23 protein-coding genes are annotated in these 19,278 nt (G+C 34.4%); 9 read left to right on the top strand and 14 right to left on the bottom strand.

Annotated features, from left to right (window positions below; all coding sequences use genetic code 11):
• Nucleotides 1-126: 126 nt before the first annotated feature.
• The 5 genes from FFR48_RS14770 to FFR48_RS14790 form a co-directional block, all read right to left on the bottom strand.
• Entirely contained in the window at nucleotides 127-357 is a 231-nt protein-coding gene (locus tag FFR48_RS14770) for a hypothetical protein (RefSeq protein WP_096569975.1), read from the bottom strand.
• Nucleotides 358-416: 59 nt separating this feature from the next.
• Complete coding sequence (locus FFR48_RS14775; protein ID WP_137667885.1) at nucleotides 417-653, bottom strand: hypothetical protein; 237 nt, start codon at nucleotides 651-653, stop codon at nucleotides 417-419.
• Between the two features lie 61 nt (nucleotides 654-714).
• A complete protein-coding gene (locus tag FFR48_RS14780; RefSeq protein WP_096569975.1) occupies nucleotides 715-945 on the bottom strand; it encodes a hypothetical protein in 231 nt (76 codons plus the stop codon).
• A 59-nt stretch (nucleotides 946-1,004) separates the two neighbouring features.
• Nucleotides 1,005-1,232 (bottom strand): hypothetical protein, encoded by a 228-nt coding sequence (locus FFR48_RS14785; RefSeq protein ID WP_137667886.1) that lies wholly within the window; start codon nucleotides 1,230-1,232, stop codon nucleotides 1,005-1,007.
• A gap of 558 nt (nucleotides 1,233-1,790) precedes the next feature.
• Nucleotides 1,791-2,033: a hypothetical protein gene (locus tag FFR48_RS14790; protein ID WP_137667887.1), complete on the bottom strand. Its 243-nt coding sequence runs from the start codon at nucleotides 2,031-2,033 to the stop codon at nucleotides 1,791-1,793.
• Nucleotides 2,034-2,289: 256 nt separating this feature from the next.
• Between FFR48_RS14790 and FFR48_RS14795 the strand changes: the two genes are divergently transcribed.
• Nucleotides 2,290-2,583: a hypothetical protein gene (locus tag FFR48_RS14795; RefSeq protein ID WP_162501888.1), complete on the top strand. Its 294-nt coding sequence runs from the start codon at nucleotides 2,290-2,292 to the stop codon at nucleotides 2,581-2,583.
• On the opposite strand, the gene pheT is transcribed toward FFR48_RS14795, so the two are convergent.
• The 4 genes from pheT to FFR48_RS14815 form a co-directional block, all read right to left on the bottom strand.
• On the bottom strand, nucleotides 2,548-4,983 hold the full coding sequence (gene pheT, locus FFR48_RS14800) for a phenylalanine--tRNA ligase subunit beta (protein ID WP_137667889.1): 2,436 nt from the start codon (nucleotides 4,981-4,983) through the stop codon (nucleotides 2,548-2,550). The two genes, FFR48_RS14795 and pheT, sit on opposite strands and share 36 nt — an antisense overlap.
• Nucleotides 4,984-5,169: 186 nt before the next feature.
• Nucleotides 5,170-5,382 (bottom strand): type II toxin-antitoxin system VapB family antitoxin, encoded by a 213-nt coding sequence (locus FFR48_RS14805; protein WP_137667890.1) that lies wholly within the window; start codon nucleotides 5,380-5,382, stop codon nucleotides 5,170-5,172.
• 25 nt (nucleotides 5,383-5,407) lie between these two features.
• Nucleotides 5,408-5,983 (bottom strand): Uma2 family endonuclease, encoded by a 576-nt coding sequence (locus FFR48_RS14810; protein ID WP_137667891.1) that lies wholly within the window; start codon nucleotides 5,981-5,983, stop codon nucleotides 5,408-5,410.
• Nucleotides 5,984-6,444: 461 nt separating this feature from the next.
• A complete protein-coding gene (locus tag FFR48_RS14815; protein ID WP_137667892.1) occupies nucleotides 6,445-7,038 on the bottom strand; it encodes a Crp/Fnr family transcriptional regulator in 594 nt (197 codons plus the stop codon).
• 308 nt (nucleotides 7,039-7,346) lie between these two features.
• Between FFR48_RS14815 and FFR48_RS14820 the strand changes: the two genes are divergently transcribed.
• Nucleotides 7,347-7,829: an RrF2 family transcriptional regulator gene (locus FFR48_RS14820; protein ID WP_096569995.1), complete on the top strand. Its 483-nt coding sequence runs from the start codon at nucleotides 7,347-7,349 to the stop codon at nucleotides 7,827-7,829.
• Between the two features lie 63 nt (nucleotides 7,830-7,892).
• Here FFR48_RS14820 and FFR48_RS14825 read toward each other — a convergent pair whose 3' ends face one another.
• Nucleotides 7,893-8,573, bottom strand: a complete 681-nt coding sequence (locus tag FFR48_RS14825) for a cadmium resistance transporter (protein ID WP_096569997.1) — start codon at nucleotides 8,571-8,573, stop codon at nucleotides 7,893-7,895.
• A 25-nt stretch (nucleotides 8,574-8,598) separates the two neighbouring features.
• On the opposite strand from FFR48_RS14825, the gene FFR48_RS14830 reads away from it, so the two are divergent.
• Nucleotides 8,599-9,258 carry a cadmium resistance transporter gene (locus FFR48_RS14830; protein WP_137667893.1) on the top strand — a complete coding sequence of 220 codons (660 nt, stop codon included), beginning with the start codon at nucleotides 8,599-8,601 and terminating at the stop codon, nucleotides 9,256-9,258.
• 107 nt (nucleotides 9,259-9,365) lie between these two features.
• Here FFR48_RS14830 and FFR48_RS14835 read toward each other — a convergent pair whose 3' ends face one another.
• Complete coding sequence (locus FFR48_RS14835) at nucleotides 9,366-10,160, bottom strand: sulfite exporter TauE/SafE family protein (RefSeq protein ID WP_096570001.1); 795 nt, start codon at nucleotides 10,158-10,160, stop codon at nucleotides 9,366-9,368.
• A 641-nt stretch (nucleotides 10,161-10,801) separates the two neighbouring features.
• Between FFR48_RS14835 and FFR48_RS14840 the strand changes: the two genes are divergently transcribed.
• Nucleotides 10,802-11,479, top strand: a complete 678-nt coding sequence (locus FFR48_RS14840) for a phosphatase PAP2 family protein (RefSeq protein ID WP_137667894.1) — start codon at nucleotides 10,802-10,804, stop codon at nucleotides 11,477-11,479.
• Nucleotides 11,480-11,632: 153 nt separating this feature from the next.
• Here FFR48_RS14840 and FFR48_RS14845 read toward each other — a convergent pair whose 3' ends face one another.
• Entirely contained in the window at nucleotides 11,633-12,325 is a 693-nt protein-coding gene (locus FFR48_RS14845) for a hypothetical protein (protein ID WP_236104074.1), read from the bottom strand.
• Between the two features lie 722 nt (nucleotides 12,326-13,047).
• Between FFR48_RS14845 and FFR48_RS14850 the strand changes: the two genes are divergently transcribed.
• The 4 genes from FFR48_RS14850 to FFR48_RS14865 all read left to right on the top strand — a co-directional run bounded on the left by FFR48_RS14850 (nucleotide 13,048) and on the right by FFR48_RS14865 (nucleotide 16,842).
• Nucleotides 13,048-14,502, top strand: coding sequence for an APC family permease (locus FFR48_RS14850; RefSeq protein WP_137667895.1), 1,455 nt, complete (start codon nucleotides 13,048-13,050; stop codon nucleotides 14,500-14,502).
• A 73-nt stretch (nucleotides 14,503-14,575) separates the two neighbouring features.
• Nucleotides 14,576-15,217, top strand: a complete 642-nt coding sequence (locus FFR48_RS14855; RefSeq protein ID WP_096570009.1) for a cadmium resistance transporter — start codon at nucleotides 14,576-14,578, stop codon at nucleotides 15,215-15,217.
• Nucleotides 15,218-15,448: 231 nt separating this feature from the next.
• Nucleotides 15,449-16,285: a sulfite exporter TauE/SafE family protein gene (locus tag FFR48_RS14860; RefSeq protein WP_096570011.1), complete on the top strand. Its 837-nt coding sequence runs from the start codon at nucleotides 15,449-15,451 to the stop codon at nucleotides 16,283-16,285.
• A gap of 2 nt (nucleotides 16,286-16,287) precedes the next feature.
• Nucleotides 16,288-16,842: a DUF1634 domain-containing protein gene (locus FFR48_RS14865; protein WP_137667896.1), complete on the top strand. Its 555-nt coding sequence runs from the start codon at nucleotides 16,288-16,290 to the stop codon at nucleotides 16,840-16,842.
• 188 nt (nucleotides 16,843-17,030) lie between these two features.
• Here FFR48_RS14865 and FFR48_RS14870 read toward each other — a convergent pair whose 3' ends face one another.
• Nucleotides 17,031-17,276 carry a DUF7219 family protein gene (locus FFR48_RS14870; protein WP_137667897.1) on the bottom strand — a complete coding sequence of 82 codons (246 nt, stop codon included), beginning with the start codon at nucleotides 17,274-17,276 and terminating at the stop codon, nucleotides 17,031-17,033.
• Between the two features lie 357 nt (nucleotides 17,277-17,633).
• Here FFR48_RS14870 and FFR48_RS14875 point away from each other — a divergent pair, with 357 nt between their 5' ends.
• A complete protein-coding gene (locus FFR48_RS14875) occupies nucleotides 17,634-18,443 on the top strand; it encodes a prohibitin family protein (protein ID WP_137667898.1) in 810 nt (269 codons plus the stop codon).
• A gap of 198 nt (nucleotides 18,444-18,641) precedes the next feature.
• Here FFR48_RS14875 and FFR48_RS14880 read toward each other — a convergent pair whose 3' ends face one another.
• Nucleotides 18,642-19,094: a DUF7980 family protein gene (locus FFR48_RS14880; protein WP_137667899.1), complete on the bottom strand. Its 453-nt coding sequence runs from the start codon at nucleotides 19,092-19,094 to the stop codon at nucleotides 18,642-18,644.
• Nucleotides 19,095-19,278: the final 184 nt, after the last annotated feature.

The raw sequence follows: 19,278 nt of genomic DNA on the forward strand, positions 1-19,278 counted from the left end.
CTTTCGGAATCTTGGAATAATTCAGAACCAGCTACTTGCAATTCAGAGAGTTTAATACTAGCCATAATTTCCTCCTCAAAGACTTGTTCTCAGTGATTAAAAATTGCACTATGGGGAACTACAAAATTACCAGTAGCCCTTGTCGCTGTAGGACTTAGCTAAGTAACCGATATGTCCAATACCATAGGTATTCACAAAGGCTTCCGCTAATTTTGTGAGTGTAGACATATCGCTCACATAATCGTTACCACCACCATAAACAGAATTAGCATCGCTCATTTCGTTGAGAAAACTTTCGGAATCTTGGAATAATTCAGAACCAGCTACTTGCAATTCAGAGAGTTTGATACTAGCCATAATTTCCTCCTCAAAGACTTGTTCTCAGAAAGTTCAATCGGTGTACAACGAAACTGTAATTAGTACCATTTTTCGCTGTAGGACTTAGCTAAGTAACCAATATGTCCAATACCATAGGTATTCACAAAAGCTTCAGCTAATTTTGTGAGTGTGGATATATCACTAACATCGCTATCAGAGTATCCACCATAAACAGAAATGGAATTGACATCACTCATTTCGTTAAGAAAGCTTTCGGAATCTTGGAATAATTCAGAACCAGCTACTTGCAATTCAGAGAGTTTAATACTAGCCATAATTTCCTCCTCAAAGACTTGTTCTCAGTGATTAAAAATTGCACTATGGGGAACTACAAAATTACCAGTAGCCCTTGTCGCTGTAGGACTTAGCTAAGTAACCGATATGTCCAATACCATAGGTATTCACAAAGGCTTCCGCTAATTTTGTGAGTGTAGACATATCGCTCACATAATCGTTACCACCACCATAAACAGAATTAGCATCGCTCATTTCGTTGAGAAAACTTTCGGAATCTTGGAATAATTCAGAACCAGCTACTTGCAATTCAGAGAGTTTGATACTAGCCATAATTTCCTCCTCAAAGACTTGTTCTCAGAAAGTTCAATCGGTGTACAACGAAACTGTAATTAGTACCATTTTTCGCTGTAGGATTTAGCTAAGTAAGCAATATGTCCAATACCATAGGTATTCACAAAAGCTTCAGCTAATTTTGTGAGTGTGGACATATCACTAATGCCGCTATATCCACCACCATAAATGGAATTAGCATCACTCATTTCGTTAAGAAAGCTTTCGGAATCTTGGAATAATTCAGAACCAGTTGCTGGCAATTCAGAGAGTTTGATACTAGCCATAATTTCCTCCTAAAAGACTTGTTCTCAGTGATTAGAACAATGATGAGAATTTGTGGGAGCGGTTAAGTTTTTCTTTGCTCAACCGATACTCCTATTTTTATTGAAGAAAATTTGGAAAATCAAGGGTTTGAACTGGGTTGATCAGACATTAATCATGAATTTATGTCTTTTTTATAGCTGATTAATTTTTGAGTTACATGACTTTTCAAGTCAACATTCAGATTGGAACTGCTGTAAGTAAACCATAAGATTTCACAGATATAGTAGGGGTTTAGCAATGCTAAAACTCTACAGGAGATGTCCTAAATACTCTGTTTACAGCTATATCAGGACTTACACAAAAAAGAATGAAAGTCAGGGTAATTCATGAATTACCCCTACCAAGAATTAGGTTTTTAGTCCAATCTTGATTGAGTAAGTCCAGTATAGATAAACAAAAATCAATTATCCTATCTTGTGTGATGATTTTGAAAATTGCATAAAAAATCGTGCGTTATCTATTTCTAAACAGAAAACACACGAATATGGAAACTATGGTTAAATTACCCAGCCAATCTGTTAAAAATTGATTGACTGTCTCAAGTCCTCAAGTGTGGTGTCAATGTCCATTCTCCATCTATCGAGATTAGTATTGATGTCTTCCATGAGCGCGGAAATATCACTACTTTCTAATGTTGTGCTTGGATCTCTCCTTCTTCTTCTACCAAAACCACCTTTGATATTGATCATTTCCCCAGGAGTTGCTTCCTGAATAAACTGTGCATCATGATTAGGGTAGAGGTCATAAATTTTTATGCCCATTTTTGGATCACCTCCTGAAATACTGGTTTGAATAGAACTGAGTTAAAATTTTAAATTCCCTTGCTTATATTGTGAACTTATATCTGATAAAGTCAAGATTTTTAGAGCCATTTTCCAGACAGAATTTCATGAGTTTTGTCTAGGAAACTGATAGTTTTTTAGAAATGCAATTTTCTATTAAGTAGGGGTTGCTGAGAAAGTCTTGTCGTGGAGACAGGGGACAGGGAACAGGGAACAGGGAACAGGGAATTGGAAATTGGGAATTGGGAATCGGGAATTGGGAATTGGGAATTGGGAATTGGGAATTGGGAATTGGGAATTGGGAATATATAGTAAGAATTTAGTTTTTACCCAGTCCCCAGTCCCCAGTCACCAATCACCAATCACCAATCACCAGTCCCCAGTCCCCAGTCCCCAGTCCCCAGTCCCCAATCACCAGTCACCAATCACCAGTCACCAGTCACTCTATTCCCTATGTATGCCCAAGGTGCAGTTATCAGCGGACTTTGATAAATTAACTTCTCAAACTCACACCGAATTTTTCTACTAAAGCTTCCCGCACTTTATTATGTACAGGTTCAACTTCATTATCAGTGAGAGTGCGATCGCCAGCACGATAAACTAAACGAAAAGCTAAACTTCTTTGACCAGCAGGAACATTTTCACCACGGTATTCATCAAAGACTTCCACCGATTCTAACAACCCTTTCCCAGCTTTGTTAATCACTTTTTCCAGTTCGGAAACTGTGACTTTCACAGGTGCAAAAAATGCCAAATCTCTATCACTTGGGGGATAGGTAGAATAGGATTTAAACTTGGGAATTAGTAAATCATCATTATCCAGTGCATTTAACAAAGTATCCAAACTAATTTGGAACACATAAACCTCATCTGGTAAACCCTTATCCCTTCTCAGTTGGGGGTGAACTTGTCCAAAAGTTCCCAGTCTATTACCACCCAACCATAAAGAAGCAGTGCGTCCTGGATGTAAACGCGAATCTCTATTTTCTGGTTGAAATTCTACCTCTAAACCAAATTGTTGAAAGACATTTTCTAAAATACCTTTCGCTTCAAACCAAGTCATGGGTTGTTCTCTTCCACCACGAGACCATTTACCAATGCTAGTATCACCACCCATGATACCAGCTAACATTTCCGCTTCATCTAACCCTTCTTCTTCTTGCCAGAAAATGCGACCGATTTCAAAACCATTTAACGCTCCATTTCCTTGTTCTAAATTGTATTGAAAAGCATCAATCAATCCAGAAATTAAATCAGTCCGCAAAGCTGAATACTCGGCAAATAAAGGGTTACTCAAAACAATTTGTTTATCTTCCCCTGGTTTCACCAAAGAATAGTGCATTAATTCTGTTAAACCTTCACCCCGCAAATAAGCGCGAATTTTCCGCAGTAATTCCTGATCTAAAGGTAAATAACCAGGTTCGGTTTTTTCTGGTAAAGTATCAACGAAATTATCATAACCATAAAGACGGGCGATTTCTTCAATTAAATCAATTTCCCGTTCTAAATCACGATAACGATAGGGTGGTACTTTTACTGTCCAAGTGCGGTCATTGTTATCAGTTAATTCACATCCTAAAGCAGTCAAGATTCTTTCTACATCTGCTGCTTCCAATTCTCCGGTTTCTAATCCCAAATCAATGGGACCTAGCACTTCATTAATTCTATCTAACCGTAAAACAATAGAATGGGACCAGGTGGAAGCATCAGGACGATTATCAACTATTTCCTGTTGAGTAATCACACCATTTGCTAGTTCTTGAATTAGGGATAAAGCGCGGTTGCAAGCTGTTTCTAATTCGGCACGATTTACACCCCTTTCATATCTTCCCGAAGCTTCACTTCTTAAACCCACACTGCGAGAAGAACGACGAATAGCAACAGAGTCAAATAACGCAGCTTCTAAAACTAAACTGGTTGTTCCTTCATAAACTTCTGTTTCTTCACCACCCATGACTCCTGCTAAAGCTACAGCTTGATTATTAGCAGTAATTAACAAATTATGAGTAGATAAATTGCGAGTTTGTCCATCTAAAGTTTTGAGAGTTTCCCCACTTTCAGCAAAGCGCACACCAATGGTTAAATTTTCACCACCAGCTACAGATTTTAAACGCTGTTGATCAAAAGCGTGTAACGGTTGTCCCCATTCTAATAACACATAATTGGTGATATCTACCACATTATTAATGGGACGGACTCCCGCAGCAAGTAATTTTTGTTTTAACCACTCAGGAGAAGGGGCAATTTTGATATTTTCTACAACAGTTCCAATGTATGCAGGACAAGCTTTATTTTCGGAAATCTTCAAGCTTAAATTTCCAGCATTATTATTAATTGTAACTGCTGGTGGTTGGGGAATAGATAATTTTCCACCGGTTAAAGCTGCAACTTCCCGCGCAATACCCACCATAGATAAAGCATCTGCACGGTTAGCGGTTGCGGTGACATCTAAAATGACATCATCTAAACCCAAAAAAGGACGTACATCACTACCTAAAGTGAGATTTTCTTCTGTGAAAATATGAATCCCGTCTACATCGGTAGGTAAACCCAGTTCTTTTAAAGAACAGATCATCCCGTTTGAGGGTACACCTCTAAGTTTTGTGGGTTTAATTTTTAAGTCGATGTTGGGTAAGTAAGTACCTTTGGTTGCAACTGGTACATAAATATCTGCGCGGACATTGGACGCACCACAAACGATGTTTAATGTTTCCTCTGCACCTACATCTACTGTACAGACACTTAGTTTATCCGCGTTGGGGTGCTGTTCCCGTTGCAGCACTTTACCGATCACAACGCCATCCGCCCAAGTGCGCCGATCTTCTATATCTTCAACCTCAAACCCTGCCATTGTCAAGGTGTGGGCTAGTTCTTCTGGAGTTTGGTTAATTTCTACGAGTTCCCGTAACCAATTGAAAGAGATACGCATTTAGTTGTCGTTGTGTTTGGATTTGTGTTTTGTTTTAATTTTATAATTAATTTTATTATAATTTTTAGGATATTTGGCTGTGTATGCTAAAGTTCAAGATATGATTCACAAAATGATTATCAGGTAGAAGTTATGAATGAGCTTAGGCTGGAATTACCTGCAAATATTTCTATTGATGAAGCACAACTATTGTTGACAATTATAAATTTTACGATGTTGTTTATAGTCATAATCATCTTCATATTCAATTGTACCAAATAGTTCTATAATTTCCTGTTGTTTTCGTCGTTGTATAAATTGTTTTAAAGCTTCTGCAATTACAGCACTTTGATCAATATAACCACTCAGTTCAAGTGCTTCTTTGATTAAGTTTTCGTCTATTTCTAAATTTGTCATCATATTGTATTTTTCTCTAAAATTTCATTTACCAAACTATTGCCATGTTTAAAATAAATCCTGGTAAAATATCTTCCCCTGATAATTCTAATGGTGCGGTTAATATTTCGACTGGTTTACCTAAACGATAAATTTCTACTTGGCGTGTTTTTGGATTAATCAACCAACTTAATTTTACACCATTTTCCATATATTCTTGCATCTTCTTTTGTGTTTCTTGCAAGCTATCTGTAGGTGACATTAATTCTAAAACAAAATCAGGGGCAATGGGAGGGAACTTAGTTTTTTCTTCTGTGGTTAAACTATCCCATCTTTCTTTTTTAATCCATGCAACATCTGGAGAACGATTTGCACCATTAGGAAGTTTAAAACAGGTGGAAGAATCAAAACACACGCCTAGTTTAGTTTGACGATTCCAAACACCAAAATCAGCATTAATTTCTGAATTAATTCTTCCAGTTTCCCCTCCTGTGGGTGACATGATTAATAGTTCTCCTTTAGCGTTGCGTTCAAATTTTACATCAGGATTTTTCCGACAGAGTTGATAAAATTGATCATCGGTAAATCTGACAATAGGGTTTAGGTTAATGGTTATGGCTGTCATTGTCAATATGGGGTGATAGGATAAAACAGGTATTTTTCAATATTGTCAGAATCAGGATTTCCAGGATTAGAGGATTTACAGGATGAAAACAGATATTTGTCAGTAATTAACCATGATTAGGATTAACTAGATAATTAGCAACTAGAGTTAGGAACTATAGTTAACTAATTAATATCTATATCATTTTACTACCAATCATAGATATTATATCAAATCAGGATCAAAAATTTAATATATTTTACCAGCTTTCTAGTTACTTATCCTGTAAATCCTCAAATCCTGGATATCTTGATTCTGACAATATTCAGACAATATTAATTATCCAGTTATTCTTTAGAGAAAGACTGGGTTAATAATAAGGATGCTCCTGTGTTGTCAAATAACACCAGTCTTAATGAAACCAATTTAAAACCTATTATTGATGAGCTTCTTATTTCTGGCTGACGGATGAATGCTTATACTTAAATCTCGTAATACCAAATATTTTCTTTTTTGACAATAATCCGATTCAAAGACATTCGATCAATTACTCCTGCATCTTCTAATTGTCCTAATAATCTAGTGATAGTAACACGGGTAGAACAAACAAGGGCGGCTAAGTCTTCATGTGTCAGTCGCATATTAATTAATCTCCCTGTTTCTACCTGTGAGCCAAATTTTTTAGATAACCATGCTAGAAGTTGAATTAGCATAGTTTCTACTTTTTTATGGCTACGTATTAACATTAATTCTTCTGCTTGATGGATGTGCTGAAGTAAAGCATCTGTAAATTGCTGCAAGTTATCTGCTGCTAAAATATTCGCTTCTACATTAGTTAAACATTCTATGCAATAGGGTTTGATTTTTGACAGCATTTCACCCACTATATCCCCAGGTCCCCATAAACCTAAAGCTACTGTTGTACCGTCTTCTAAGTAGGTATAAGTCATGACAAAGCCGCTTTCTATTTGCCAGAGGGCATTTTTTTTACTGGGTATGAGCGATCGCCTGGAAAAATGAAACTTTTGGCGATCGTTATCAGTAGATAACCTGAAAATAATTGTATTTAAAGGCATAAGTATATTATATTACTATTTTCCGATGTTCTAACCGTAGTATATATGATTTCGGATCAGAAAGTCACGCCAAAAATATCTTCTAGGGTAAGTCAGACCGCACAAATCAAGTAAATCAAGCAATTTTGACATCGGGCGCACCCTACAAATGTGTTGATTTCTGGTCAATATAGAGCAACTATGGGAATTATATTAAATAACTACGGTAATCCGATAGATTTATGATATTTTAGTAAAACAAGTGAGAAGCTATCACATTTAACACTTTAAAGTAGACTTCTTTCGTAAAAAGGCTCTTAAATCTATCAATGTACAGTAGTATTTTAAATACAGACGTGAATAGTCAAAGCTACCGTCTCCTGGAACTTTCCGCCAAGGTGGAATACGCACTCTTAGCACTGCTAGAACTAGCCAGCCACCATGATCAAAAAGTTACTCTAACTATAAGTGAAATTGCAGCCAAGCAACCCATCCCAGAGCGTTACTTAGAACAAATTCTCACTCAACTGCGACGTGCGGGTGTGGTGCAGAGTCAGCGCGGTTCAAAAGGTGGTTTTCTTTTAGTGCGTGAACCTTGGCAAATAACCTTACTAGAAATAGTCACCTTGGTAGAAGGAGAACGGAAAGAGAAAGAAAATTCTGAAAATCCAACTATAGAAAGGACTCTAGTGCGTGAAATTTGGGAAAAAGCTAACACCGCTTCTAGTGAAGTGTTGCGTAGTCACACACTCCAAGACTTATGTCAAGAAAAAGAAACTCGCACTCAAAATGATCCCATGTATTACATTTAGTGTGAGTCATCAGCTAATAAATATGGGAAAAGCAATTAATCAATTAATCAATTAATCAATCAATTAATTCTTTTTCATCAAAACTAACAAACACAGACAAATACCAAGGAGTTTGATCGGACTTAATGCCTGATTTTGATAGATGATTACAACACCCAAACCCATCAGTACAAAAGGTACAAAATAACTACCATAATTAGTTAAAAAATTTGCTATTTGCTTCTGGTGGGTTAACTTATAAGCTGCGTAACACCAAACTGACAATAGGAGGAAAAAGACAACTATAATCACTAAAAAGCTATCTAGTTTATTGGTAGAAAATAAAGGTATATAAACAGTAATATTATCACTGCCATTAGCAATAGTAATTAGAGTAATGGTATAAATTTGAGAACTTAACAAATTACTTTGACTTGATGATGCAAATGGTGTAATTTCGGTATTAATTTCAGCCGATAAATTGGTATCTTGTTCTTGATTAACTAAACTACTAATACCCATAGACAAAGGAATCAAACCTAATAAACTAATCCAGTTTGTAGGTATAATTAAACCACTCAATAAACCAGGTAAACTGAGAATGACAAGAATCGTAAAACCCAAATATTGACCTAAAACAATTTGCCAAGGTTGTAAATTATCATCAGCTTGGGCAAAAAAAACCAACAAAATCACAAGATCATCAATATTAGTAGCAATAAAAGTTACAACTCCTGTGATTATAGATATCAATAAATCATTCATTCTACATCATTAATCTTCAAACATCATGAATAGTTTAATTACTGCTTTTACTCAAGGTATTATCGCTTTTGCAGCCACTAATATAGACGATATTATTATTTTACTACTTTTATTTTCACAAATAGATAGTAATTTTCGCCGTAGACATATTTTTATCGGTCAATACCTTGGTTTTTTAGCTATTATTATTCTTAGTTTACCAGGTTTTTTTGGTGGCTTAGTGATTCAGCGAGAATTTATTGGATTATTAGGATTATTACCAATAGTAATTGGCATTAAATATTTATTGAATCGAGAAGAAGAAAATACAGAAGTACAAACAGTAAATAGTGATTTATTAGAGTCATCACATCCCAATCCCATATTTGCTTTTTTATTAAGTATTCTTCACCCTAATACTTATAAAGTTGCGGCTGTAACGCTGGCTAATGGTGGTGATAATATTAGTATTTACATTCCCTTATTTGCTGGTCAGAGTTTTGGTAGTTTAGGAATTATTCTGATTGTTTTCTTATCTATGGTAGGGGTGTGGTGTGGTATTGCCTATTTATTAAGTCGTCAAGCTGCTATTGGTGATATTCTAACTCGTTATGGTAAGGCTTTAGTTCCATTTGTGTTAATTGGTTTGGGATTATTTATTATGTATGAACGTGGTACTTTAGAAATGATCAAATCATTGTTATAAGATATTTGAAAATAAAATATTGGAAAAGCATTTTCAGGTTTACAGATATTTTTTATTCCACTAAATCTCTATTAAGATGGAGAAATGTGATTTTGGTTAACCCCTACTTATGCTGGTAAAACTAACTTCCAACTTACCATCATTAAAATGCTGTATATAATCAATTTCAAAGGGCGTTGAGGTGTCATTTCACAAAGTTTAGCACCAATAATTACACCGGGAACTGAACCGATCCAAATTGGTATCACTAAACCCCAATTAACTGTTCCTAATGTGAGATGTCCTAAAGATGTGAATATTAATAAAATTGCGGCTTGAGTAATATCTGTACCTACTAATTTACGGGCATCAAGACGAAAGAAAACCATCAAAACTAAGGCAAACATAGAACCGGAAGAAACGCTAGTCATACCCACAGAAAAACCTAAAAGTGCGCCAATTAACAATGTTAAAAACCGCCCTTGATTAGTTTTAACATTTAATGTTGGTAATTCGGGTAAATTGACTTTGGGGAAAAACTTCACTAACAACATTTGGATTAATGCTGTGAATGTAACAATTAAAATCATTACTCCCAATAACCGCAGCAAAAGATTATCTATGTTGAGGTTACTGTTTCTGAGTTGATGTAAAACCGCTACACCTAACAATGAACCTGAAACGCTACCTATTGCCAGCCATTTAACTATTTCTATATCTAGGGTTTTTTGTTGCCAGTGTTTGACTCCACCTACTACTTTCATTAATGTGGCTGCTACAACATCAGAACTGATAGCAATAGAAGGCGGTACTTGAAAAATAAAAATCAACATTGGAGTGATTAAAGATGCGCCTCCTATTCCTGTTAAACCGACAATAATACCGATGAAAAAGCTGAAAACGGGTAGTAGTAAGTAGTCCATGTTCCTGTTTTGTAGTGGGTTTTAGCTGTGATCTGTAATAACTCCTCAAGGATGAGTTTTCCCTCTGGTGAAAATTTAGGTTGTTATTTTCTTAACCTGATTGTCTTCACTTGGATTAATCACCGCAATCTTGATTGACTTACCGTATTTTAATAGTACACCTGGGAAAAGTATATTGTCAAGGTCTGAAAATGAAATAATTTTTTGTTGATTTTGTGGTGATTATTTGCTGACGAATAGAGAAAAAATGATCAATAGTTGAGGAAATACAAACTACAGCTATGGGGGATTTTATTGCTAGTTAAATAATAATAAATCCTAATTAAACGCTAATAATAAGTTACTTAAATAGAAATATTTGCATCAAATAAAAAATAAACGCAGCTACTATAAAAAATTTCTTATAAATCTTTTACTTTTGTGTAATTTGCGCTTTTGGCAGTGTAATAATATTGATTTTGAGGCAATACTGTTCGATTAAGGATTTTTGTAGGTTGGGTTTACCGTGTGGAAATCCAACAAACCCTTGTAAATGTTGGGTTTCTTTCCTCAAACCAACCTACGTTATGTCGTTGTTTTAGGGTTAACCGAAAAGTATTGAATTACTAATAGCTAATTACTAATAGCTAATTTCTTAACTTATGAATAAAATGAAAATGATGAAAGAGGAACACACATCAAAGGTTATGGTGATCAAAAACCTGCTGTTTTCTAATTGGCGTTCTTTGTTGCTGATGTTGATAGGTGTGTATTTACCTTTGCAAGTTGTGGAAATTATGGCGGTGAAAATTTCGCAGAATAAAGATAGCTTTTCTTGGGATGTGCCGATTTTGATGGCTATTCATAGTACAGCTAATCCTCAACTAGATGCGATCGCAGTAGTGTTAACTAAGTGGGGATCATTTTGGACTGCATTTCCTGTGTTGAGTGCGATCGCCATAATTTTATTACGTAACCGCAGATGGAGAACTTTTAATTATCTGATCACTACTGCTATAGGAAATTTAATTATTAATCACACAGCTAAAGAAATTATACAGCGAACACGCCCTAATTTATGGATATCAAAAGCACCAGAATTGGATTATGCTTTTCCTAGTGGTCATGCCATGACAAGTATGACATTAGTAGCAATTTTAGTAATTTTAACTTGGGATCATCCTTGGCGGTGGTTAGTTTTAATTATTGGTAGTTTTTACCTCTTAATTATTGCTTGGACAAGACTATATTTAGGAGTTCATTTTCCTAGTGATATACTTGCAGGTTGGATGCTTGCTTTAGCTTGGGCTATTGGTATGAATTTAATTATTAAACCATAATTATTAAACCATAATTATTAAACCATAAGTCTTCAGCCGTCAGTATTCAGCCATCAGCAAAGAAGAAAATCATGAATAATAGCTGATTACTGATAGCTGAATACTTAATGAAATGCTTAATGAAATGACTAATAACTACTAACCAGTAAAAAATTAAGATTTTTGAGCAGGTGCATTAATCACTCTTGCATTTACAATTGCCTGAGAAACATTAGGAATAAACCAGTTAATTTCACCAGGTTTGAGAATTTGTGTTCCTGCTTGGCTAAACTCAATAACACCTGTATCTGGGTTAGTTGTCAAAACTAACTTAGTGCCATTAGTAACTTTAACAATTGAATCACCTGTTAATTCTTGGTTTTCTCCATCTAAACCAACAGCTACAGCTTTAACATCTGAAGGTATATAAACTCCTTGACAATTCCATTTATTTTTGGTTGTCTGATTATCACCTAAAAAATATAAAGCTGATCCTTGGGAATAATCATCTTCTTCTAAATTTGGTTCTGGTCCATAAATAGCTATTGTTTTACCTGTTTTATTAATACATTGCCCCCAATCAATCCCTGATTCAAAGGCTAATTTTTGTAATTTTAAATCACTGATTTTCTGCTCTAATTGTTTTGGTGTATAGCCTTGGGGTAAAGTTTGTGTAGCTTTTGCGTTTGCTAACTGGTTCAATTGTTGAGTCAGGGCTATGTAATCAGGATTTTTCTTATATCTGGGCGGATCTGCTAACGCAGATTCAGAAAATAATAAACTGATACAGCATAACGCAATCATCAATATATACTTGAGACTTTTCATGGTAGTAATTCCTGATTTGAGAATATTTAGATTATCCATTTGACCCAAAGTAGAAATGAAAAAACCATCATGTTTCTACTTACTGAACTGTTCGCTAGTTTAAATTATCATAATTAATTCAAATGGGCAAGAATATCATTTAGCCAATTAGAATACCCAGTATTAACTTGAATTTGCATATTAAAAAATCTCAAAAATCTATAATTTTATAGGCTTTTACCTATATAACACCCTAAATAACTCATGATTAAGTAGTGTATTTTTACATACTTTTATTAAATCTTGGAAAAGAATTTTTTATACAAATTTAATTCCCACCAAATCCGATGCTCTTTTGAGTATTTATCAACAGAAAATAATTTTACAAAAAATATCAGAAAAAAATAGATAAACCACTTGCATAATATCAAAGCATCATGTAATATTTGATTTGTCAAAGAAAACACAAATCCTAATAGTAGTTGCTAGGAATAGATATGGGGTTAATCTATAAACAGCAGCTACAGATTCTTTAAGGGAATTTTGTACACATAAATCACAGGTCTGAATAGCCTAGAAGGTATAACTAAAAATTAGCCATAATCCAATACAGATCAGGGATTTATTTCTGTGGAATTGGCTGGTAAATATGCACAAAAAAAGAAAAACTTTACACTTTTGTAAATTTTTATTACTTGCCATTAGGTATTACTCAGACAAAAATCAAAATCTCCCTATTGTCCATCTATGTATGCGTCATTTCACAATAGAGAATCCTGAAGATGAACACAGAAATTAAATCACCTACAAGTTTTCACGGCTTAAAGCCAAATTGCCTTTCTTTCTCAGAAGTTTTAGCTCAATCTTTTGCGGTTATTGCACCAACAACTGTACCTGCATCTAACATTGGTTTGATTGTGGCACTCTCAGGAAATGGTACTTGGCTAAGTTTTGTGATTGGTTTGATGGGATTATTATTAGTGAGCATTAATATCAACCAATTCGCCAGTCGTTCCGCTTCTCCTGGTTCTTTATACTCATACATTACCAAAGGTTTAGGAGCAACCGCAGGTGTAATTTGTGGTTGGAGTTTGGTACTGGCTTATTTATTTACAGGAATGTCAGTTCTTTGTGGTTTTGCTAACTTTTTTGGGATTTTTATTAGCCATTTAGGTATTCATCCTTCGAGTATTACACTATTAGCTATTGGGGCGGGAATTTCTTGGTATGCAGCTTATAAAGATATTCAACTTTCAGCACTAACTATGCTGTGGTTAGAAGTAGTTTCTTTAGTTTTAATTATCATTTTGTGCCTGATTATTTGGGCGCACAAAGGTTTTGCTGTAGATATGTCTCAATTAACTTTATCTGGTGTGAATCCCGGTAATATAGCCACTGGATTAGTTTTAGTTATGTTTGGGTTCTCTGGTTTTGAAAGTGCCACTAGCTTAGGAGATGAAGCCAAAAAACCATTACGTACAATACCTAAAGCAGTGATGGGTAGTGTTATCCTTGCAGGTTTATTTTTTGTTTCTACTACTTACATAGAAGTTTTGGGTTTTAGTGGTACTGGGATATCTATTACTCAAACAGAAGAACCTTTAGGTTTTCTTTCTCAACAAGTAGGAGTTGGTTTTTTAGGAGAATTAGTAGGTTTAGGAGCATTATTTAGTTTCTTTGCTTGCATTTTAGGAAGTATTAACCCTGCTGCTAGAGTAGCTTTTTTAATGGCACGTCATGGTTTATTTCATGCGTCTTTAGGTCATGCCCACACAGAAAATAGAACTCCTCATGTTGCTGTTACAATGTGTTCATTTTTGACATTTTTAGTTCCGGCGATCATGTCTTTTTTCCACATCAAACTCTTTGAGTGTATGGGATATTTGGGTGCTATTTGTAGTTATGGTTTTTTAACTGTTTATATTTTGATTTCTGTTGCTGCTCCAGTCTATCTACACAAAATTAATAAACTCCGTCTCATAGATATAGTATTTTCTATGTTGGCGGTGGGTTTTATGATGATTCCCATTTTAGGAAGTGTGGGTATTCCTGGTAGTAATCTTTTTCCTGTTCCAGAAGCTCCTTATAATCTTTTTCCTTACTTGTTTTTAATCTATCTTGTTACTAGTTGTAGTTGGTTTTTAATTAAAAAACAACGCTCCCCCCATTTAGTAGCAGGAATGCAGCAACGAGTTGATGAAATTCATGCGAGTTTTGCGGAAAGAAATAACTATTAACAGGTGGTAATTTCCCAAATCTCAAATCTCAAATCTCAAATCTCAAATCTCAAATCTCAAATCTCAAATTCCTATGAGTGGTGTAATCACAGCAATTAGTACAGGGGCGGCCGCTTTTAGTGCCACCAATATTGATGATTTAGTCATCTTAACTTTGTTTTTTTCACAAGTAAATGTGAAATTCCGTAAATGGCATATAATTTTAGGTCAATATGCAGGTTTTACAGCTTTAGTTTTGGTGAGTTTACCTGGTTTCTTTGGCGGTTTAATTTTACCTCGTCCTTGGATTGGTTTATTTGGTTTAATACCAATCATCATCGGCATCAAAACTTTACTAAATTCCGAAGATGAAGAATCAGAAGATGTAGATACAAATACAGAAACATCTCATGAATCATTGTTAGCTAAATTTTTTAATGTGCAAACTTACAGCGTAGCTGCTATTACTTTCGCTAATGGTACAGACAACATTAGTATTTATGTACCGATATTTGCTAGTAGTAATTGGCAGAGTCTTTTATTAATTTTGGGTGTGTTCTTTTTGTCCGTGGGATTATTGTGTTATGTGGCATATAAATTAACTCATAACCAGGCGATCGCCCATCTGTTCACCCAATATGGTCATCGTTTCATGCCCTATGTTTTGATTGGATTAGGTACTTTTGTCTTCATTGACAGTCATAGTTTAAGTCTAATGAATGTACTTAACAGATAACAGCGTAAAAAACAAAATCAGCCTTTATTTATCAGTACTTAGGTTAAGCATCAAATTTAAAGTTTGTATAACTCCATAATAAACATTTACAAACTGAAATTTATCTTTAATTTTTACCTATTACTGACTGTTAAATATTGGTAGCTCAACAATTAATAAAAAATGCTAACAACTAATGACAAATGAATGATTAATCATCAATAATAACTAATACACCAAGAGGAAAAAATTTTGACTATACTCACATTTTCTTTATTAGTTTGGCTGGGATCATTTAGTGCTGGGTTAGTAGGATCATTAACAGGTTTAGGAGGCGGAGTCGTTATAGTTCCTTTATTAACTTCAGTTTTTGGTGTTGATATTCGTTATGCTGTTGGTGCATCTTTAGTCTCAGTAATTGCCACATCATTAGGTTCAGCATCTACATACATTAAACAAGGATTTGCTAACCTGCGCTTAGGAATGTTTTTGGAAGTTGCCACTACCATTGGTGCAATGATTGGAGCTTTATTAGCTGCCTTTGTTTCCGTGAAATTCTTAACAATTATTTTGGCAGTTGTTTTAATTTATTCAGCATATTTATCCCAACGCCCAAAAGCAGAAAATCAAGAAATTGCCGAACCAGATCCCATTGCGGAATATCTCCAACTCAATGGCACTTATCCCACACCTAACGGTGTGATACCTTATCAAATAAATGCCTTACCTGCTGGATTTAGCATTATGTTAATTGCCGGTGTGCTTTCTGGTTTATTAGGAATTGGTTCGGGAGCATTTAAGGTATTAGCAATGGATCAAGCCATGCGTCTACCTTTTAAAGTTTCCACCACCACCAGCAATTTTATGATCGGTGTTACAGCAGCAGCTTCTGCCGGTGTTTATTTAAGTCGTGGATATATAGATCCTGGTTTATCCATGCCAGTAATGTTGGGAGTTTTACCAGGCGCTTTTTTAGGAGCAAGAATTTTAATTGGTGCTAAAACCCAAACATTGAGAATAATTTTTAGCCTTGTGCTAGTCGTAATGGCTATCAAAATGGTGTACAACAGTCTTATAGGGGGGTTATAATTATGTATAGATTAAATTCGGGTTTTCGTTGGACTTCATCAATACAACAAGAAACTGAAGTAATGACTCTAGCTTTAATATCTGAAGAACCAGATTCAGATATTCAACAACTAGAAAAACAACATTTTCATCATGTCAATCATCTCAATTATCAGGGTGTAATTGCAAATAATCATAAAATAGAAAAATTGCCGGGTGAGCAATTATTAGAAAATCTGCTCAGTAATTTACTTAGATATGGTGTTTTGATTGCCAGTTCTATAGTATTTATAGGAGGAATATTACATTTAATCAATCACGGTTCAGAACCTGCTCAATATCATATATTTCGTGGTACATCTCCTGAATTATGCTCACCTATTGGCGTATTCACAGCAATTTTATCAGGTAGTCGGCGGGCAATTATTCAACTAGGACTTCTAATATTAATTGCTGTTCCAGTTTTACGAGTCCTTATTTCTTTTTTGACTTTTTTATTCCTGCGACAATTTATTTATGTAGTCATTACTTCTTTAGTGTTAACGAGTCTTATTTACAGTTTGCTCAGTGCCTACTAATATGTAATAGGTAAAAAATCAGTAGATAAATCCCCGAATTTTTGGGTCATTCGGGGATATAATCAGATATTTATACCAATCATGTGTACCAAATTCAAGAATCAAATAACTACAAAGAAGACCAAGTACACAAAGAAGGAAGCAAGATATTCAGAAATTTGGCACATTCTTCTACAGAAATGGTATTACTAGGAAATTAACAATTTTTTCTTAGTCATTTTTAAGTTTTTCCAAAGAATCTGAATTTGTTTATAAGCATCCTCTGGGGAAAGTTTACCACCAGTTTGTAGACCACAAATGTAGTTCACCCTTTGAGAAAAATCTTGAAGATGAGCATTAAATAATAAATATTCTGGTTCAAACTGTCCATAATATGCACTACGTGGATAAAGAAAATCAGATATTTCTGAGAGAAAATAAGGGTCTTGGTTCATATAGAAGCAGGTAGTTAGAATTAAAACAATCAGAAATTATGCAAGTGGTATTTAAGAAAATTTTATGTTAGTATTTCATAAACTCTCTTTAAATGCAGTATTAGTGAATACATTTTTCAGTATTCTCATAGTTGGAAACACTGGTAAATACAAATTGACTATAATGATCAGTAACTCAAATTGAAATTTGCTGTAATACCCGAATACCCCACTTCTTTAAGAAGTCGGGAATCTATATACTATTAACTACAGTATTTTTGTATATTTAGTGTATAGTTACTAAAGTCATGATATAATTTTGCACGATAGACATAATTACAGAATATTGTATCAACATGATCAAAGAATGCGACCGAGATGAAAAAATATCATACTTTCAAAAAAGCAGGTAAACTCACGGCTTTAATATGTTTAATTACTATTTTAGTTACTCCTTTTGTTATAGTTAATGCTGGTGAGCGTGGTGTATTAATGAAGTTTGGAAACGTGCAAGATCCAGTATTAGGCGAAGGAATACACTTAATTATTCCTGTAGTGAATACAGTTAAAAAATTAAGTATTAGAATCCAAAAACAATCTATATCTACTGAGTCTATATCTAAAGATTTACAAAATATTTTTACTCAAGTAGTGCTAAATTGGCATATTCAACCCATAAAAACAAATCTAGTATTTCAACAAATTGGCGATGAAAAAAACATTATAGATATGATTATTGATCCAGCAATTGCAGAAGTTGTAAAAGCTATAGTCGCTCAATATACAGCAGAAGAAATCATTACTAGACGTGAAGATGTGAAAAATAAATTAGATAATTTTTTAAGACAAAGATTAGATAATTATTATATTATAGTTGACGATGTATCTTTAGTTAATATCAACTTTTCTGATCAGTTTATAGAAGCTGTAGAAGCAAAACAAGTTGCTGCACAGGAAGCAAAACGGGCGGAATTTTTAGCGATTAAAGCAGCTAAGGAAGCGGAAGCTAAGGTAAATTTAGCCAAGGGTGAAGCTGAATCTTTGAGTTTATTAAAAAATATTTTGACTCCAGAATTATTACAAAGACAAGCATTAGAAAAGTGGAATGGTAAATTACCGTTAATTGTGGGTAAAGAAGATTTTAAAATTGGCGATATTCAACAGTTAATTACAGCAAGTGAAAATTAAGTTATTTGTAAGAATTCAGGAGTCAGGAGTCAGGAGTCAGAATATTGGATAAATCAGTAGATTATCAATATGTGATTTTTAGTCTAACCCTTAAAAAGCTGATTTCTGTTAGCTGATAGCTGAATGCTTATAGTTATTTTTTTAATCATGAATCTTGATTTTAAATCCCCTCTTGGTTAAAATTGGGGATTTTATTGTTTATGAATTGTTGAAAATTTCTAGAGGAATATCAATAATTTTCAACTGAAGTAAAAACACAATTAATAAGGTATATGCAGTTGAAGAAATCAAAGTATTGAATATCTCTTTTTTAAGATTACGCTCCTGGGGTTGTTTTTGAAAAATATCACCGGCTCCAAATTGCATCATGAGAATACCAATAATATTTGATAACCAGTAACCAATAATTGTGCAAGGTAAAAGTAAATTTTCTGACAAAAAACTGCACACATAACCAAAAAAGTACGCTATCGGTAGATTGAATAATAAATCATTCCACCAGCATAATGGAGAAAGCAAATATCCGAAAACAACAAAAAACCCTCCTCTTAATTTCTTCCAAATATTGCTGCTTGGTTGGTGGGAGGTGGTTTCTTTTTTCTCTTCTAAAGTGGGATCAAAGTTTTGACTGGTTACGGATAAATTTTTCATAAATACACTATTTCTATCAAATTAGTGTATTTTAACTTTAAATCAAAAAAAAGTCCATAGTTAGGGTTTGCTGAATAAACCTAAAACCTTGATATATCAAAGGTTAGAGGCTGATAAACACAGAAATTAGTGCAAGGGTTTTGAAGGGTATACCGGAAAAAGTGTGCATTTTTTGGGATTTCAA

The organism is Sphaerospermopsis reniformis (assembly GCF_005402885.1).
GTDB lineage: Bacteria > Cyanobacteriota > Cyanobacteriia > Cyanobacteriales > Nostocaceae > Sphaerospermopsis > Sphaerospermopsis kisseleviana.